Origin of the sequence: Shewanella cutis (assembly GCF_022410515.1) — a bacterium.
GTDB lineage: Bacteria > Pseudomonadota > Gammaproteobacteria > Enterobacterales > Shewanellaceae > Shewanella > Shewanella cutis.
Genome location: NZ_JACSDI010000011.1, coordinates 35,132 through 52,230 on the forward strand (window position 1 = coordinate 35,132; position 17,099 = coordinate 52,230).

At 47.0% G+C, this 17,099-nt stretch carries 14 protein-coding genes; 7 read left to right on the top strand and 7 right to left on the bottom strand.

Annotated elements, in window-relative coordinates:
- Nucleotides 1-14: 14 nt before the first annotated feature.
- The 5 genes from H9J30_RS14410 to H9J30_RS14430 form a co-directional block, all read right to left on the bottom strand.
- On the bottom strand, nt 15-860 hold the full coding sequence (locus H9J30_RS14410) for an enoyl-CoA hydratase-related protein (protein ID WP_240131618.1): 846 nt from the start codon (nt 858-860) through the stop codon (nt 15-17).
- A 59-nt stretch (nt 861-919) separates the two neighbouring features.
- Complete coding sequence (locus H9J30_RS14415; protein ID WP_240131619.1) at nt 920-2,527, bottom strand: carboxyl transferase domain-containing protein; 1,608 nt, start codon at nt 2,525-2,527, stop codon at nt 920-922.
- A gap of 102 nt (nt 2,528-2,629) precedes the next feature.
- Nucleotides 2,630-3,799 carry an isovaleryl-CoA dehydrogenase gene (locus tag H9J30_RS14420; RefSeq protein WP_240131620.1) on the bottom strand — a complete coding sequence of 390 codons (1,170 nt, stop codon included), beginning with the start codon at nt 3,797-3,799 and terminating at the stop codon, nt 2,630-2,632.
- A gap of 153 nt (nt 3,800-3,952) precedes the next feature.
- On the bottom strand, nt 3,953-4,357 hold the full coding sequence (locus tag H9J30_RS14425) for a MerR family transcriptional regulator (RefSeq protein WP_011623082.1): 405 nt from the start codon (nt 4,355-4,357) through the stop codon (nt 3,953-3,955).
- Nucleotides 4,358-4,617: 260 nt separating this feature from the next.
- Nucleotides 4,618-6,300, bottom strand: coding sequence for a L,D-transpeptidase family protein (locus H9J30_RS14430; protein WP_240131621.1), 1,683 nt, complete (start codon nt 6,298-6,300; stop codon nt 4,618-4,620).
- Between the two features lie 225 nt (nt 6,301-6,525).
- Between H9J30_RS14430 and H9J30_RS14435 the strand changes: the two genes are divergently transcribed.
- The 5 genes from H9J30_RS14435 (at nt 6,526) to H9J30_RS14455 (ending at nt 12,570) form a co-directional block, all read left to right on the top strand.
- Complete coding sequence (locus tag H9J30_RS14435) at nt 6,526-8,433, top strand: propionyl-CoA synthetase (RefSeq protein WP_240131622.1); 1,908 nt, start codon at nt 6,526-6,528, stop codon at nt 8,431-8,433.
- 305 nt (nt 8,434-8,738) lie between these two features.
- Nucleotides 8,739-9,053, top strand: a complete 315-nt coding sequence (gene sugE, locus H9J30_RS14440) for a quaternary ammonium compound efflux SMR transporter SugE (protein WP_011072008.1) — start codon at nt 8,739-8,741, stop codon at nt 9,051-9,053.
- A 472-nt stretch (nt 9,054-9,525) separates the two neighbouring features.
- The gene (gndA, locus tag H9J30_RS14445) at nt 9,526-11,052 is read left to right on the top strand and encodes an NADP-dependent phosphogluconate dehydrogenase (protein ID WP_240131623.1); all 1,527 of its coding nucleotides are present in this window, start codon (nt 9,526-9,528) and stop codon (nt 11,050-11,052) included.
- A 598-nt stretch (nt 11,053-11,650) separates the two neighbouring features.
- Nucleotides 11,651-12,361 carry a hypothetical protein gene (locus H9J30_RS14450; protein ID WP_240131624.1) on the top strand — a complete coding sequence of 237 codons (711 nt, stop codon included), beginning with the start codon at nt 11,651-11,653 and terminating at the stop codon, nt 12,359-12,361.
- A gap of 23 nt (nt 12,362-12,384) precedes the next feature.
- A complete protein-coding gene (locus H9J30_RS14455) occupies nt 12,385-12,570 on the top strand; it encodes a hypothetical protein (protein WP_240131625.1) in 186 nt (61 codons plus the stop codon).
- Between the two features lie 49 nt (nt 12,571-12,619).
- Here the strand turns inward: H9J30_RS14455 and H9J30_RS14460 are convergent, their stop codons facing one another.
- Complete coding sequence (locus tag H9J30_RS14460; RefSeq protein WP_240131626.1) at nt 12,620-13,516, bottom strand: LysR family transcriptional regulator; 897 nt, start codon at nt 13,514-13,516, stop codon at nt 12,620-12,622.
- A gap of 403 nt (nt 13,517-13,919) precedes the next feature.
- On the opposite strand from H9J30_RS14460, the gene H9J30_RS14465 reads away from it, so the two are divergent.
- The gene (locus H9J30_RS14465) at nt 13,920-14,729 is read left to right on the top strand and encodes a DODA-type extradiol aromatic ring-opening family dioxygenase (protein ID WP_240131627.1); all 810 of its coding nucleotides are present in this window, start codon (nt 13,920-13,922) and stop codon (nt 14,727-14,729) included.
- Nucleotides 14,730-14,862: 133 nt separating this feature from the next.
- On the opposite strand, the gene H9J30_RS14470 is transcribed toward H9J30_RS14465, so the two are convergent.
- Nucleotides 14,863-15,738 (bottom strand): 1,4-dihydroxy-2-naphthoate polyprenyltransferase, encoded by an 876-nt coding sequence (locus tag H9J30_RS14470; protein WP_011072012.1) that lies wholly within the window; start codon nt 15,736-15,738, stop codon nt 14,863-14,865.
- A gap of 319 nt (nt 15,739-16,057) precedes the next feature.
- On the opposite strand from H9J30_RS14470, the gene H9J30_RS14475 reads away from it, so the two are divergent.
- Nucleotides 16,058-16,990 (top strand): SDR family NAD(P)-dependent oxidoreductase, encoded by a 933-nt coding sequence (locus H9J30_RS14475; protein WP_240131628.1) that lies wholly within the window; start codon nt 16,058-16,060, stop codon nt 16,988-16,990.
- Nucleotides 16,991-17,099 lie beyond the last annotated feature (109 nt).

Genomic DNA, 17,099 nt, shown 5'->3' on the forward strand with positions numbered 1-17,099 from the left:
CTGCTTGGTCAACATTAAAGTGCTCCTTGGGTATCGGTTGGCGTGTGCCAGTTCGGCTGACGTTTCTCAAAAAAGGCGTTTAAACCTTCTTGGCCTTCATCAGATACCCGAATGCGGGCGATGCGCTCGCTGGTGTAATCAATCGTATCTTGGTCTATTACGCCGTCTTCGAGGCGGGCGAGTAGTGTCTTCACCCACGCCATTCCCTGCGGACTGTTGGCGAGCAGCGCGGTGATAATCGGCTGCACTGCGGCCGCCAAATCGTCGTTTATCTCATGGATAACATTGAGTTTAAGTGCCGTTTGCGCATCAAAACGCTCCGCAGTCAGCATATAGCGGCGTGAGGCGCGATTACCCATGGCGCGAGCAACGTAGGGGCTAATTACCGCAGGGATCAGCCCAAGTTTGACTTCGCTTAAGCAGAAGCTTGCGCGCTCGGTGGCGATGGCAATATCACTGGCGCAGATTAACCCAAGCGCGCCGCCAAAGGCCGCCCCTTGGACTAAGGCGATAGTAGGTTTTGGAAAGGTATCTAGATCCTGCATCAGCTTGGCCAGCGCCTTGGCGTCATTCAGGTTTTGATCAAAATCCATCTTGGCTTGTTTGCGCATCCAATTTAAGTCGGCACCAGCGCTGAAGTTTTTGCCATTGGCTTTTAATACCAGCAGTTTGCAGTCTTGGTGCTCAGCAAAATAGCTAAGCACAGCGATCATTTTGCTGATCATCACCTCATCGAAGGCGTTGTGCACTTCGGCTCTGTTAAGAATTAACTCGCCCACGCCGTTATTCAGCGCGTAGCTTACATGTTGCAAATGGCCTAAGGATTGAGTGCTAGTGTTCTGGTGTTGTGTGTCAGTCATTATTATTCCCGTCATCGTTATTCCCTCTATGAGTGATACGTAAGGCATCGCAAGATGCGTTACATACGGAAGACGCCGAAGCGGGTGTCTTCGATAGGGGCATTTAATGCGGCTGACAGGGCAAGGCCCACTACATCACGGGTTTGCGCTGGGTCGATAATACCGTCATCCCACAGGCGGGCACTGGCATGGTAGGGATGACCCTCTTTATCGTACTGGGCAATAATCGGTGCCTTGAAGGCCTTTTCATCCTCAGCAGACCATGCTTCGCCTTTACGAGCTAAACCGTCGCGACGCACTGTGGCTAATACGCCAGCGGCTTGCTCGCCACCCATTACAGAGATGCGCGCATTGGGCCACATCCACATCATGGTCGGCTCGAAGGCGCGGCCACACATGCCGTAGTTACCCGCACCGTAGCTGCCACCGATAATCACAGTGAATTTAGGCACATTGGCGCAGGATACTGCGGTTACCATCTTGGCGCCGTGCTTGGCTATACCTTCGTGTTCGTACTTTTTACCCACCATAAAGCCGGTGATGTTTTGCAGGAACAATAGCGGAATTTTGCGCTGGCAGCACAGCTCGATAAAGTGCGCACCTTTTTGCGCCGATTCGGAGAATAAAATGCCGTTGTTGGCGACAATCCCTACCGGATAGCCGTGAATACGGGCAAAACCACAGACTAAGGTCGCACCATAGTTGGCTTTAAACTCATCAAAATCCGAATCATCGACGATGCGGGCGATGACTTCTTTGACATCGAAAGGCTTTTTCAAGTCGGTGCCGACGATGCCGTAGAGTTCGTTGATATCAAACTTCGGTGGCTTAACTGGGCTCAGTAGGCTGCTGATTTGTTTTTGATGATTTAGGCGCGATACCGCGCGGCGGGCAAGCTCTAAGGCATGCTCATCGTTTTGGGCTAAGTGGTCCGCCACACCTGAAATTTTAGTGTGTACATCGGCACCGCCAAGTTCTTCGGCGCTGACTTCTTCACCGGTCGCTGCTTTCACTAACGGCGGCCCCGCTAAGAAGATAGTGCCTTGTTCTTTAACGATAATCGATTCATCGGCCATCGCTGGCACATAGGCGCCGCCCGCGGTACACAGACCCATTACCACCGCAATTTGGGGGATACCTTTAGCGGACATTTGCGCTTGGTTGTAGAAAATCCGGCCGAAATGATCGCGGTCTGGGAACACTTCATCCTGACGAGGCAAGTTGGCGCCGCCCGAGTCGACTAAATAGATACAGGGCAGATGGCAGCGGCTGGCAATTTCTTGGGCGCGTAGATGTTTTTTAACGGTAATCGGGTAATAAGTGCCACCTTTAACCGTGGCATCGTTAGCGATAATCATGCACTCGACGCCACTCACGCGGCCAATGCCTGCAATGATGCCTGCGGCGGGCACTTCTTCGTCATAGACTTCAAATGCCGCAAATTGCGACAATTCTAAAAAGGGCGAACCTGCGTCTAGCAGTTTCTCAACCCGTTGACGGGGCAGGAGTTTACCGCGGGATAAATGACGCTCAAGGGCAACGGGGCCGCCGCCGAGTTCGATTTTGGCGAGTTTGGTTTTGAGATCGGCCACGAGGGCGGCCATATCGTCGGATTTGGCTTTAAATTCATCGCTACGGGCGTTGATACGACTGCTTAATTGCGTCACGTTGATTGTCCTTATAAAGCGGTAACTCAGTATCAGTTGGCTCGGTGAGGCGAGGGAGCATGAAGGGCTTAAGCTCATCATGCGCCGTTCGCCCTAGGTTGCTTATTTCGATTCGTTATAGAGCTCGCGGCCAATCAGCATACGGCGAATTTCTGAGGTGCCAGCACCGATCTCATAGAGTTTGGCATCGCGCAGTAAGCGGCCTGTCGCATATTCATTGACGTAACCGTTACCGCCGAGCAATTGAATGGCATCCAGTGCCATTTTGGTGGCCAGCTCCGCACTGTAGAGAATGGCACCCGCCGCGTCTTTACGGGTGGTTTCACCGCGATCGCAGGATTTCGCCACGCTATACACATAGGCTTTAGCGGCGTTCATACCTGTGTACATGTCGGCTAATTTGCCTTGAACTAATTGGAATTCACCGATGGATTTACCAAATTGCTCCCGCTCGTGGATATAAGGCACGACGATATCCATACAGGCATTCATAATCCCAAGCGGGCCGCCTGAGAGCACGACGCGCTCGTAATCTAAGCCACTCATCAGCACTTTGACGCCATTGTTTAGGCCGCCGAGAATGTTTTCCTCTGGCACTTCGACATCTTCAAACACCAGTTCACAGGTGTTTGAACCGCGCATCCCCAGTTTGTCGAGTTTTTGCGCTTGGCTGAAACCTTTAAAACCGCGCTCAACGATAAAGGCAGTGATGCCGTGAGCGCCCTTAGTTAAGTCGGTTTTGGCATAAATTACATAGGTATTGGCATCGGGACCGTTGGTGATCCACATTTTGTTGCCATTGAGGATATAACGGTCGCCTTCTTTACGGGCGTGCAGCTTCATCGAAACCACATCGGAGCCGGCATTGGGCTCACTCATTGCCAGTGCGCCGATATGCTCACCGCTCACCAGTTGGGGTAAATATTTGGCTTTTTGTGCAGCATTACCGTTACGGTTAATTTGGTTTACACACAGGTTAGAGTGGGCACCGTAACTTAACCCTATAGAGGCTGAAGCGCGGGAAATTTCTTCCATTGCGACAACATGGGCGAGGTAGCCCATGTTTGCGCCGCCGTATTCCTCAGGCACAGTGACACCTAAAAGCCCCATCCCACCCAGCACGGGCCAAATTTCGTTAGGGAAGGCGTTGTCGTGGTCGACTTTGGCGGCAATGGGGGCGATTTCGTGTTGAGCAAAATCGTGCACCGCATCGCGCAGCATATCGACATCTTCGCCTAGGCCAAAATTGAGACTGGTGTAGAGTGAGTTCATTGCTTGTGTCCTTTCAGATGTTCTAATTTATATTTTTATGATTATTAGGTGCTTGAGTCTTTAAATTTGTCTTGCTTTGCGTGATGTATCCCTATCACGCGGTCGTGCTAACTGAGGTGCTTGTTAATGCTATGCTCGCAAAGCCTCGAAGGATTAGGCTTTAGCCTTGCTTTCTTCTAAGGCGAGGCGGCATTGCTGCTCGGCCGAATTCAGCTCCATCAGAACCACTTTAATGTCGTCCATTTGCTGCTGTAGCGCGGATTTCTTTTCTTCCACCAGGGCAAGCATGGTATTGAGTTGGGTGGTGCTGCTCTTGTCGGCATCGTATAGCTCGAACAGACGTCGGGTTTCCGCGAGGGAGAACCCAAGGCGCTTGCCGCGCAGGATTAGTTTGAGTCGAACCCTGTCTTTGAGACTGTAAATACGGGTTTGACCGCGACGTTTTGGCTTAAGTAAGCCTTGGTCTTCGTAAAAACGAATACTTCGGGTCGTGATATCAAACTCTTTAGAGAGATCACTGATCGAATAAGTCGTTTGTGGCGTGTTGGTTGCGCTCATTCATGCACCTTTGTTAATCATTTTTAAGCAAGATATATGAAGTTTACGTAAAGGTAAAGATTGCGGCGTGGTTAGTCTGGTATTTTTGTCAATTCTTGTTGCCACCTTGAAGAATGGGCTTTGATTAACTTTCTGATAAAAATGATTTTAATTAGATTTCATACAAGCGTTTTTTTAGAGGGAGTCCCCGTGTTGCCCATATGGCGACACGGGTGAAGGGCGTTTATCAAGGGGATGAACCAAGACATATTTGAAAGTGTTTAGTCCAGCGTATTAAGCAAGCCGTCGTCTGCTAACACACCTTCATAGGTTGGGCGGTTTAATGCCTCGATAAGGACCGGATCGCGTGTATATACATCATTGTAAAACTTGATTTTTCCATTTTTGATCGTTGCCGTCCAATACATGATCAAAATATCTAAGGGTTCATCTAAAAACAGGTTTTCTGTTTTCCCCTCTGCAAGTTTGTTATTGAGTGTTTCGCTCGACCAATTCGCATTAGCACTCAGGAGTTTATCGGCGAGCACTAAGGGATCTTTTACCCGAATACAGCCGTGACTAAAGGCTCTGTCCGTTTTATCAAATAGATTTTTAGACGGAGTATCATGCAGATAAATCGAATATTGGTTTGGGAAGATAAATTTTACTAAACCAAGTGAGTTATCTGCTCCTGGCTCTTGCACAAACCAGTAGGGGAAGTTTTTGCGTGTCATACTGTGCCAATCTATACCGCTGGCATCGACGGGCGTGCCTGAACTTTCAACCACTTTAAAGTGCTTTTTGTGCAGATAATCGGGATCTTTGCGCAGATGATTAATGATTTCGGTGGAGATGCTATTTGGCACCGTCCAAGTAGGATTCACGACCACATATTTTAATTTGGATTTAAACAATGGCGTCTTTGCGTCGATTTTGCCGATGATAATGTCGGTACGCCAGTTTAAGTTATTGTCTTTAAATAGTAATAATTCGTAGCCAGCCAAATTAACCAGCAGATAGTTTGCCGGCAAGTTGGCTGATAGCCAGCGGGCACGCTCGAGGTTAATGCGGATCTGCTCGACCCTTTGTGCATAGGGAACATTCAACGCGGCCATAGTGCCTGCACCGATCACGCCATCGGCCTTAAGGCTATGATCTGCTTGAAATTGACGTATCGCGGCTTCAAGAATGTTGTCGTAGATTAAGGGAGCGTTCACGGCGGCGCTATTCTCCGCTGGCGAGCTTGCTGCTAAGTAACCTAACTCTTTTAGCCGTGTGGCAATGCTTTGTACCGAGGGGGAAGTGCTGCCGGGTTTAATGACTTCCGTATAGGGAATGGGCGTAAATGGATAACGTGCTGCCAAGTCTTTATAACGGGCAAGATACTGTTTTAGCTGATGATAAGGAGTAATCTTAGGCGCTAATCCCTTAATCGCCTCGGCAACTGTACGCGTTTTAATATGGGCTTCAAGCTGTTTTAATGTGGTATCAAAATCCAGATGGGCTTCATCATAGTTCCAGGTTTTGCCGAGCATACTGGGATTGACTTTGCCATTAAGTAAATGGATGGCATAGGTAATAATGCCATCGGTTAGCAGCACTTCAAATACACTGCTGCGGTACTCATCTTGCCAATTCGATGCACTCAGCTGTTGGTAAAGTTCGACCAACTTGGGATAGTGGTAATCTTCCTTTGTAAGACCTTCCTCATCAGCACTTTTAATCACATCGAGCAGCGTGGCTGCATAGCCTTTATCCTCCCAGAGCGCTTGATATTGGCGCACATGATAGACCCGTGAGAGTAACTTAGCGTTAATGATCTGAGTGTTATCGACGTTAGCTCGTTCACCAATAGACAGCGGCTCGAGTAATGCTTCAAGCTGTTGCGTCGAAGCCAAACAAGCCGTGCTGACGAGATTGATGAATAGCAGTAAACCGAGCTTTAATCCGCTGAAGCGTTGCATAATGAGTATTTCTTTCCGTGAAAAAATCCATTAAAGACATAAGACTATGTGGAACTATTCTGCACGGCAAGTGTTTAGATGGTTTATCTAACCCGTTTTATTTTCACCGTTGTTTATCCCTTAGTCTAATGGGGGAATAATGCGTGGCAGGTCATAATCACTTTTGGAAGGAAGGGGAGAGTTTCACCTGTGGTAACACAGGAAAATGTCATGATGGGAGGCCTTATGACAGATGTTGGAAAACAATTACATCAAACATCTATTGCGAATAAACAAGCATTTTGGCAACAAGCAGCCAAAGCCTTAGAGTGGGTTACGCCAAGCAAACAAATATTAGATGAAAGCGAGGCACCGTTTTATCACTGGTTTAGCGATGGTGAGCTAAACACGTGTTATAACGCGATAGACCGACACGTGCTCGCTGGCCGCGGCGAGCAGATTGCGATTCATTACGTTAGCCCAGTAACAGAAACCGAGTACAGTATTACCTATCACGAGTTGCTGGCTCAAGTAGCAAGGCTTGCAGGGTATTTACGTACTATGGGGGTGACAAAGGGTGATCGGGTAGTTATTTACATGCCGATGGTACCCGAAACGGCCTATGCGATGCTTGCATGCGCGCGCATTGGCGCCATTCATTCGGTGGTATTTGGTGGCTTTGCGGCCAATGAACTTGCTACCCGTATCAATGATGCCAAGCCAAAGCTGGTGATGTCTGCATCCTGTGGGATCGAACCTTCGGGTGTTGTGCCCTATAAACCCTTATTAGACAAAGCGCTTAATGAAGCCGTGCACAAAGTTGAGCATTGCTTGATTTTAAACCGTCCTCAATATGAGGCGCAGATGCAAGCGGGGCGCGATAAGGATTGGCAAACCGCACTAAAGGGATGTGAAAGCGTTGATTGCGTCGCGGTAAATGCAACCGATCCTTTGTATGTGCTCTATACCTCTGGGACTACGGGCCAACCTAAAGGGGTCGTGCGTGACAATGGTGGTCATGCGGTGGCATTGGCTTGGTCGATGGCCAATATTTACGATATTCATCAAGGCGATGTGTTTTGGGCTGCATCGGATGTGGGCTGGGTTGTGGGCCATTCCTATATTGTTTATGGTCCGTTACTTGCGGGCGCGACCACGCTGCTATATGAAGGCAAACCCGTTGGCACACCAGACCCCGGCGCCTTTTGGCGCACGATTGCTAAGTATCAAGTTAAAAGCTTTTTCACCGCGCCCACGGCGATCCGCGCTATTAAGCGCGAGGATCCTGACGGTGAATTTATCCATGGTGTCGATTTAAGCTGCTTGAAGAATGTCTTTTTAGCTGGGGAGCGCTGCGATCCCGACACCTTGCATTGGGCTGAGGACAAGTTAAATAAACCGGTGATCGACCATTGGTGGCAAACTGAAACAGGTTGGCCAGTGGCCGCCAATTTAATGGGTGTAGCACCGATTGCGGTTAAAGCTGGCTCACCGGGGCGACCTGTTCCGGGTTACCAAGTTGATGTGGTCGATGAGATGGGGGCAAAAGTGGCGCCGAATGTGTCAGGCAATGTGGTGATAAAATTACCACTGCCACCTGGGACACTCACTACGCTTTGGCAAAACAATAAACGCTATCAAGACAGTTACTTATCTATGTATCCCGGCTACTACCTCACTGGTGATGCAGGCTACATGGATGAAGAGGGTTATCTTTACATTATGAGCCGCATTGATGACATCATTAACGTAGCGGGTCATCGTCTCTCTACTGGGCGGTTTGAAGAGGTACTGTGCCAGCATCCCGATGTGGCTGAAGCCGCTGTAATTGGTGTTGATGACAAATTAAAGGGCCAAGTGCCATTAGGCTTAGTGGTACTTAAAAAGGGCGTGACCATTACGGATGAAGAATTACATAAGCAATTGATTTCGCTTGTCCGCCAAGAAATTGGTCCCGTCGCCTCCTTTAGGTTGGTGAGCGCGATTCAAAAGCTGCCGAAAACTCGCTCAGGTAAAATTTTGCGAGGGACAATGCGTAAAATTGCTGATAATCAACAATATACTGCACCTGCGACCATTGAAGATCCGCAGACGCTCGATTTAGTGCGTACTACTTTAACTCGTATGGGCTATGCCGATGCTCTCGTGGGCTAATGTGACTAAGCTGTGGTGAGCGGACAACAATAAGTGCTAGAGCGATAGTCTGATGAGTGCAATACCATCAGGCTATCGCCTTTATTTTGGGGAAAAGGGTTGGGGCCCGAGGCTTGCTCTTAGATATCACTATTTGTTAGTCTAGCCCGCATACTTAATAGTCGAGCTTTTACAAAGCACGATTTAGGCATTGGGTCTTAAGACTTTACCTCTAGATTCAAGACATTAAACATTTCACAACGGCTTAGGGACGACCCTAAACACGCCGATATCAATTTGGGGACGACCCCGTATGGGAGTTCTCTATGAGCTGGTTACTGTTAATACTTGCTGGACTTTTTGAAATTGGTTGGGCCATTGGGCTTAAATACACCGACGGTTTTACTCGCTTATGGCCGAGTGTGTTCACCGTGCTTTCTATGGCTTTAAGTGTGTTGCTGCTTGGCCTTGCCGTTAAACAATTGCCAATTGGAACGGCTTATGGAGTTTGGGTTGGCATTGGTGCAATGGGCACCGCAATTGCGGGCATTATTCTCTTAGGCGAGGGCGTAAGCTTGCTGAAAATTGCGAGTCTAATTTTAATATTGCTTGGTGTGTTGGGGTTAAAGCTGGCTCACTAACATAGGCATTAACATTCGCCTTCACATCACACCTAGCTTGAGATGGATGTATACGATGGGAACGAGACTTGGTCATATGTAACCTGAGCTCGGGATAAGCAGAGCCGCTGAATAGGCATCTTTTCGGGCCTCTCTGCGTTGCTCTGTCTAACCATAGCTCGCTATGGCGTACGACAGAGCGCCTTGATATGCGCAAAAATCTGCGCATTCATTCAGGAAAAAGATTTTTCTTTTCAAAAAATCATTTATAGCATTGATTTAGTTTGTTAAATTGAGATTTTTTCGACACTCGTTACCCCGAGTTCAGGTTATTTAGGATTTTTCCCTGATAAAACAAAGTGTCCTTTAAATCAATCGAAATTGCCAATCGTATGCATCGTCTCTTCTCTCTGGTAATTAAGTTACAAAGGCCGATATAATTACTGCTCCAAATTGGTTATTTCTAACCTCTGTGACCCGTGGGAATTATATAATGCAAAACCACAGCAATCTTAATGACATTGGCGTGATAGGCCTTGGCGTAATGGGTAAAAACCTTGCGCTAAATATTGCCGACAATCAATATCGCGTCAGTGCCTTCGATCTCGATCCTGTTAAAGTCAACGGGGTTTTACAACAAGAAAAACAAGAGCGTGTAGGACAGGAACTACGTATAACAGGCTGTGCTAATCTTTCAGAAATGTTAGCCAGCCTCACTAAACCTCGTATTCTGGTACTCTCTGTCCCCGCAGGTGCGCCTGTGGATGGGGTATGTGGTGCTTTAATTTCTGCCGGTATCGAAGCGGACGATATCGTTATCGATACGGGTAATAGTCTTTGGACGGACACCGTTGAGCGTGAACAACGTTACCAAGGACAGTTTATTTTCTTCAGCTCGGCGGTTTCGGGTGGGGAAGTGGGGGCACGTTTTGGCCCTTCGTTAATGCCAAGTGGCGATCTTGGCGCATGGCAACATGTCGCGCCGATTTGGAAGGCTATCGCTGCTAAGGTCAACCCTCAAACTGGGTTGCCGATTGAGCGTTTTGAACCGGGCAATCCAGTAACAGAAGGCGAGCCTTGTACCACTTATATTGGCCCTGCTGGTGCTGGGCACTATGTGAAGATGGTGCATAACGGCATTGAATATGGCGATATGCAGTTGATTTGCGAAGCTTATCAATTATTGCATGATGGCCTTGGCATGAGTGCCGCAGAAGTGGGCGAGGTGTTTGAACGCTGGAATCAGGGCAGTTTAAACAGTTATCTCATGGGCATGAGTGCAGAGGTATTAAAGCAAGCAGATCCATTAACAGGCAAACCGTTAGTTGAGATGATCCTCGATAAAGCGGGGCAGAAGGGTACGGGTCTTTGGACGGCGGTAAGCAGTTTGCAAATTGGTTGTCCGGCTCCCACCATTGCTGAAGCCGTTTATGCTCGCGCGGTAAGCACCCAAAAATCCTTACGTGTTGAGCTTAGTAAAAAGCTCGCTGGCCCTCTATCTCCAGCGATGGATGAAAACCAAAAAGCCAACTTAATCGATGCCCTAGAGAGTGCGCTCTATTGCGCTAAAGTTTGTTGCTACGCCCAAGGTTTCCAACTAATGGCGATGACGGCGCAGGAGCAAAAATGGCAACTCGATTTTGCTGAGATCGCGAAAATCTGGCGTGCGGGTTGTATTATTCGTGCCACCTTCTTGCAATCTATTACCCAAGCTTATCAAGCGGATGCGAACTTAAGTTGTTTATTGATGGCCGATACTTTTGCCAGCACTTTATCGGAAAAACAAACCGAGTGGCGCATTGCCGTGGCTGCGGCGATTATGCAAGGGATCCCTGTGCCTTGTATTAGTTCGGCGCTCGCTTATTACGACAGTTATCGCAGCGAAATCTTGCCTGCCAATTTACTTCAAGGGCAACGTGACTTTTTTGGAGCGCATACTTTTGAGCGAATTGATAAGCCAGCAGGTGAGAAATATCATCTAGATTGGAGCGCACAAGAAAGGGTTTTAATTAAGCTCTAATTTCAATCTTAGCATTCTGCTTTAACTCAAAAGGCTCCAATATCTGATTGGAGCCTTTTTGCTTATGTCTTACTGGCGGATTTGAAGACTAGACTGCTTCATGTCTAATTTTATAACAAAAACTGAGTTATCCAGACTAGGGCGTGTTGACGTTTCAGGGTTATTTTTGCAGCAATTTGGCTGGCTTTTATGCAAGGCAAAGTCCGTGCAGTGTAGTTATTCTACATAAACGGACGATAACGCAGCAGAAACGCCAGCCCAATGCTGCCTGAAGGGGTCGTCTGGCAAGCACTTGCTCTTACTTTCTGTCATAAGAGCCGCTCGTCATTTGAGTAAACTACACATCATTCCTCGTTTCGCGAGCACGTGTTTGCCAGAACGAACAAAATCTAATCTCGAAACGTCAACACGCCCTAACAATATTATTGGTGAGACACTTAACGGTAAATTATTTGATTAGAGATGATATTGCCGATGGGTATCAATTCAATGGCGACATTGTTAAGTCAACTACGCTTTGGGATTATTTAATTCCCCCCATTTATAGCTCAAGTTATAGTATTATGTTGCTGAGCATTAGGACAAATTGAGTGCAAATATGTATTACTGGAATCGTGATAATTTTGAAGGATTAAAGGCTGTCGGCGATAAATATTCAGCGCTTGAAGGGTATGAACTTTTTGGAAAATATTGTCTTCAAAAAGAGCAAGGACTTAAAAAACAAGCGAATGCGACGGTAAACGAATTTGTCACTCGCTGTAAGAATCAACCCTTGGCGGAGCAAAGGATGATTGCGGTTGAGTTGTTATCCTTAGGTTATTGGAATCGCGAAATCCACCAGTTGTTGGCTTACCCTGTTATCGCATTTCTAAAAGAGCTTTTAGCACAGTGGGTTGTAGAGGAACCCAATAATGCAATACCCCACAGATGGTTGGGATACATTAATGAAGATATCACGTCCTATGAAAGGGCTCTTGAACTCGATCCTACTGACGAAATTAGCCTAACTCAAGTGGTGATATTGTATTTAAAAAGTGTGGATTTTCAAACCCATCATTTATCAGAATCGATTTTACTGGGCGACATGATTCGCGCTAAAAACCTGTTGTCATCAGCGCAATTATTGAACAATAGAGTGCAAGCTGGAGACATAAAATTAACGCTGCAAAAATCGCTGGATTATTATCAGGGCTTGCTGAATTGCTGGGAGGAGTATTCGTCTTTAGGTGTGGTTGAACCATTTCCAGATTGGTGCGCAGCCAAAGGTGAGCAGTTTGATTTTTGGTCAGTCATTTATTATCAGCGATGAGTTAATGGCTTGGTCGGATAGGAATGACTGAACTGCATGTGGGACCCGTTGTGCAACTGCGACAGCATAAAACAAAGCTCGGCGTTTACAGAATAGGCATGATTAAAATAGAAATCAGAGAATCACTTGCATCCATTCAAGTGCTCCTTGGGGCTGAACTTTTGGCTTCCATCATGGCGTACAGCCTTCAAAAATGTGTGGGTGATTAATTAACCAATGTACACATACAGATTGTGTTATACCAAAAGAGATTAATTATCAGCTTTGCTTAGTTGCTAATTGAACTAAGTTTTCCCACAATGCTTGGGCGACAGGGCCTAAGGGTGATTGGGGGCGTCGCATCACATAGTAATCGAGTTGGATCAGGTTTTGTCTTTCCTTTAGTTCAAGGGGGTGTAAACTTCCGTTGGCGAGGGCTTCTTCAACCATATAATAAGGCAGTTTTCCCCACCCCATACCGCTCTGAATAAGCATTTTCTTTGTATAAAAATCATTTACGTACCAACGGCGTTGTCCCGCTTGGACCCCAAATTCAATATTGGCGGTGCCAGTGCCTGTATCTTGAATCACAATTTGGTACTCGTTCACCAATTCCTTTACATGGCTTAGGCTGGGATAACGGCTTAGTAAACGGGGTGAAGCGACATCCAGTAGACTGCTCGAGAATAAAAAACCAAGCTCAAAATGATTTGAGCGCATCGATTCAATGCCGCCAGCGGAAATCGCAATATCGGCTTTACCTTGATTTAAGGCTTCGAGTGCCCCCGTTAAATACTCTTGTTTAAGAATGATTTGTGTATGGGGAAACTCAAGTTGTGTCCGCTCCAACATCGGCAAAATGCGGGCAAGATTAAAAGAGGCCTCAAAGGCTAAGGTGATGCTAGCTTCATTGCCTATGGCGAGATGTTTTGCGACTTGGCGCATCTCTTGGGCTTCATTGAGTACGCGTTGGGCGTATTGCAGTAACTTTCGTCCTTCTTGGGTCAGCGCTAACCGATAACCTTGGCGGTCAAAAAGAACTACATCTAATTGAGATTCAAGCTGTTTAATGCTTTGGCTGATGGCGGGTTGTGTTTTATGTAATTTGTCACTGGCGGCTTTGAGTGAGCCAGCGAGGGCAACGGTATTAAACATTAACAGTTGTTCTAAAGTCACGACAATGCCCCTAACAAGTAAATAAATATTTTAGGAGATATTCGATATTATTCCATATTTATTTATTTTTTGTGGGCGCATAATTCCGTCCTATGACAGTTGAGGGCTTGATGTAAGTGCACTACTTGCCTTTTGGCATGGAGCTCGAGTGTTGTCGGCAGCGGCATTGTTATCGGTGATGATGGGGCGATTTATTACCACTTCAATTATGAAACCACCCTTAGCGCGCTACCTGCATTGTCTTTATCTGCACTGTTGTTTTTAACCATCAAATTAGCTGAAAGCGTCGATAGGTTTGTGCACTTGCAACCTAGGTAGAAGACAAAAATGATTTTATAACCTTGGCTGCAGATCTGAGGTTAACAAGTTACAACTAACTGTTTCATCAAAAGAGAAGGTTACTATGGCACACGTAAATGTCAGTCTCATGCCGGTAATATTTGTTCCCCATGGCGGTGGGCCTTTGCCGCTACTCAATGATGTTAACCATCAGCAGCTTAGGGATTTTTTGTCTTCAGTCAGGGGACAAATCCCAATGCCTAATGCCATTTTATTGATTACAGCCCATTGGGAGGAGGCGCAGGTTACGCTGTCGAGCCATCCCCATCCTGGCATGTTATTCGACTATTATGGATTTCCGCCTGAGGCTTATAAACTCAGTTATCCCGCGCCAGGCAGCCCTGAACTCGCTGAAAAAATTGCGAGCTTATTAAAGGTGAGTGGAATTGCAGTAAAACTCGATAATCAGCGAGCATTTGACCACGGAACCTTTGTGCCACTTAAATTGATGTACCCTGAAGCAAATATTCCTGTGGTGCAAATGTCATTAGTGCGGCACCTTGATCCTCGCGCTCATATTGCTATCGGTGAAGCACTCGCATCATTGCGGGAACAAGGGGTGTTGATTGTTGGGTCGGGGATGTCGTTTCATAATATGCGGGCATTTTTCTCAAGTGATCCTAAGGTGTTACCCCGCAGCCAAGAGTTTGATGACTGGCTAACCCAAGTGCTGGCATTGGCGCCTCATCAAGCGAAGTCGCAGTTAATTGATTGGCAGTCAGCACCTGAGGCGCGTTTTAGTCATCCAAGGGAAGAGCACTTGCTGCCCTTGCATGTGTGTTTTGGTGCGGCAAGTTCTGAGTCACCTAAAGCAATACAAGCGTTTAGCGGTGTGCTATTAAACACAGCGATATCCGGTTATCTCTGGCTATAATCAAACGCTAAAAGTAAAAAGGTTCGTCATTTGGCGCATTAAACGCATCATGAGGAACCTTGGGTATTGTTAACCTTCGTTTATCTGTGTGCAGGGTTACCGCGTTCGCCGATTTGTGCAAACATCGTCGAGCCTAAGCGGTAAAGACCAGTCCTACGCTAAATAAGGTACTGAAGATCATCGTGAGTTTTGCGGTGCGCCCCAATAGTGGATTGAGTGCTTCACCCGATACGGCATAGAAATCACTACTGAGCTTACGGGCGATAAGCAATGATAAACCCGCAAGTAACACGGGGAGCCCTGGCAAAATGCCCAGTAAAAACCCAGCGATCACTAAACCGAAGGGTAAGTAAATTAAGGCTTGATACAGTACTTTGGCCTGCGCCTCACCTATCCTGACCGCTAGAGTGTGCTTGCCTGCCTGGGTGTCGGTACGAATATCACGGGTATTATTGACCAACATTATCGCGGCATTAAAGAGGCCAATGGCACATCCCAGCAACCAAGCATTAATGGTGGTATCACCTGCTTGCAGATAATAGCTGCCCACCACGGCAACCAGTCCAAAAAACACAAAGGCGGCGACTTCACCAAGTCCGTGTGACGCTAAAGGATAGGGACCGCCACTGTAACCTAGGGCACCTAAAATGGCTGCTGCAGCTAAAATTGCGATAGGCCATCCACCATGCCAAATCAAGTAAGAACCCACTGCTAAAGCCAGTAATAGGCACAATACCATGGCATTACGTACCGTGTTTGGTGGGATCATGCCACTTTGTGTCACGCGAACCGGACCGATACGTTCGGCGGTATCGATACCATTCTTAAAATCAAAGTAGTCGTTCGCAAGGTTGACCGCGATTTGCAATAAAATGGCGCATAGCATCGATGTCGCGGCAATTAACCAACTAAAACGCTCAAGGTGCAACGCCAGAATATTACCAATTAATAGGGGACCGATTGCCGCGGGTAAGGTGCGGGGCCTAATGGCTAAAATCCAAGGATTCATGATGTCCAGTCGTTATCTAAAAGGATGGGTAGTAAACAGCGGCATAGCATAACAAGAATTTGACTTAAAGTGAGCACTATCTAATACACGCATGTAATAGAGTTTGAATTGGCGCACAGATGTTCCATGGTTAGGAAAAAGATTTGTCGCCAAGGTCAAAGAAAATCCACCTCGCCTGTGCTTTTATAGAGCATGCCGTTTACCCGTGTTCTATTGGTTAAGTCGAGGAATCTTGTGTGGATTTAATCCGTCAATCAATCGGCTGTGCTAGTGGGGAATGAGTACGTCACGTTTATGTCAATGATAAGGATTCGATAGGATGCGTTTCGATAACCGAGTGGCGTTAATCACAGGAGCTGGCTCCGGGCTAGGGAGAGCCTATGCCATTATGTTGGCAGAGCGGGGCGCTAAGGTGGTGCTGATTGATCAACCTAATGCGCCCGCTAAACGGCAACAGTACTCAGAGGGTGATTTTTCCAATAGTGAATTGTGCCAAACCTATGAGACGATTTTGAAACTTGGGGCTGATTGTCTTTGCTTTGAGGTCGATGTAAGCCAACAGGCGGATATCAAGACGATGCTCAATAGCTTGATGCAGCGTTGGCAATGCATTGATATTTTAATCAACAATGCGGGTATCTATGGTGCTTGTCCCTTCGAGCATATTCAAGCTGCAAACTGGCAGCGGCAGTTTGAAGTTGATGTAAACGGCAGTTTTTATCTGACTCAAGCAATATGGCCAGTGATGAAAGCACAGGGGTATGGCCGCATTTTGATGACAACGGGTGTGTCGGCACTCTTTGGTGATTTGCACCAAGTGGCATTCAGTGCGGCCAAGATGGCCCTCGTCGGTATGGTTAACAGTCTATCGATAGAGGGCGAGCAGTATAATATTCACGTCAATAGTCTATGTCCGCAGGCGTTGACCGACATGACGCGTAAGCATTTAGCGCCCGCGATACAACCATTATTTTCCTTTGATACGCTAACCGCGACCGTGGCGTTTTTAGTGAGCTCAAAAGCACCTAATGGCCAGCATCTACTCGCGGGTGCGGGCAGTGTGAGTCATGGCAGATTTGCCGAGTTTCAATCTATCTACTTTAGTGAGGGCCAATGTACGCCCGACAAATTAGTCAAGTATTGGCCCGAGCTTTACTACGCTTTTCCCGTTAATTTACATTCCTGTGGTGAGGATAAAGTGTTGGCTTGGTCAAAACAGAGCGCCCTTGAGCATCACATTAAAATTGAGTAGTCCGTCATACTGATCGTTAAATCGTTAACAAACAACATAGAAAACAGAGAAAATCCCTACTGGTCAGCCCTAGTCGAACTGAGTTACCCTTGGGTATGAGTTGCACATT

What these genes read in the sequence shown, in the direction of transcription:
- H9J30_RS14410 (WP_240131618.1), bottom strand. Translation starts at nt 860, where the DNA reads ATGACTGACACACAACACCAGAACACTAGCACTCAATCCTTAGGCCAT.
- H9J30_RS14420 (WP_240131620.1), bottom strand. Translation starts at nt 3,799, where the DNA reads ATGAACTCACTCTACACCAGTCTCAATTTTGGCCTAGGCGAAGATGTC.
- H9J30_RS14425 (WP_011623082.1), bottom strand. Translation starts at nt 4,357, where the DNA reads ATGAGCGCAACCAACACGCCACAAACGACTTATTCGATCAGTGATCTC.
- H9J30_RS14430 (WP_240131621.1), bottom strand. Translation starts at nt 6,300, where the DNA reads ATGCAACGCTTCAGCGGATTAAAGCTCGGTTTACTGCTATTCATCAAT.
- H9J30_RS14435 (WP_240131622.1), top strand. Translation starts at nt 6,526, where the DNA reads ATGACAGATGTTGGAAAACAATTACATCAAACATCTATTGCGAATAAA.
- sugE (WP_011072008.1), top strand. Translation starts at nt 8,739, where the DNA reads ATGAGCTGGTTACTGTTAATACTTGCTGGACTTTTTGAAATTGGTTGG.
- gndA (WP_240131623.1), top strand. Translation starts at nt 9,526, where the DNA reads ATGCAAAACCACAGCAATCTTAATGACATTGGCGTGATAGGCCTTGGC.
- H9J30_RS14450 (WP_240131624.1), top strand. Translation starts at nt 11,651, where the DNA reads ATGTATTACTGGAATCGTGATAATTTTGAAGGATTAAAGGCTGTCGGC.
- H9J30_RS14455 (WP_240131625.1), top strand. Translation starts at nt 12,385, where the DNA reads ATGACTGAACTGCATGTGGGACCCGTTGTGCAACTGCGACAGCATAAA.
- H9J30_RS14465 (WP_240131627.1), top strand. Translation starts at nt 13,920, where the DNA reads ATGGCACACGTAAATGTCAGTCTCATGCCGGTAATATTTGTTCCCCAT.
- H9J30_RS14470 (WP_011072012.1), bottom strand. Translation starts at nt 15,738, where the DNA reads ATGAATCCTTGGATTTTAGCCATTAGGCCCCGCACCTTACCCGCGGCA.
- H9J30_RS14475 (WP_240131628.1), top strand. Translation starts at nt 16,058, where the DNA reads ATGCGTTTCGATAACCGAGTGGCGTTAATCACAGGAGCTGGCTCCGGG.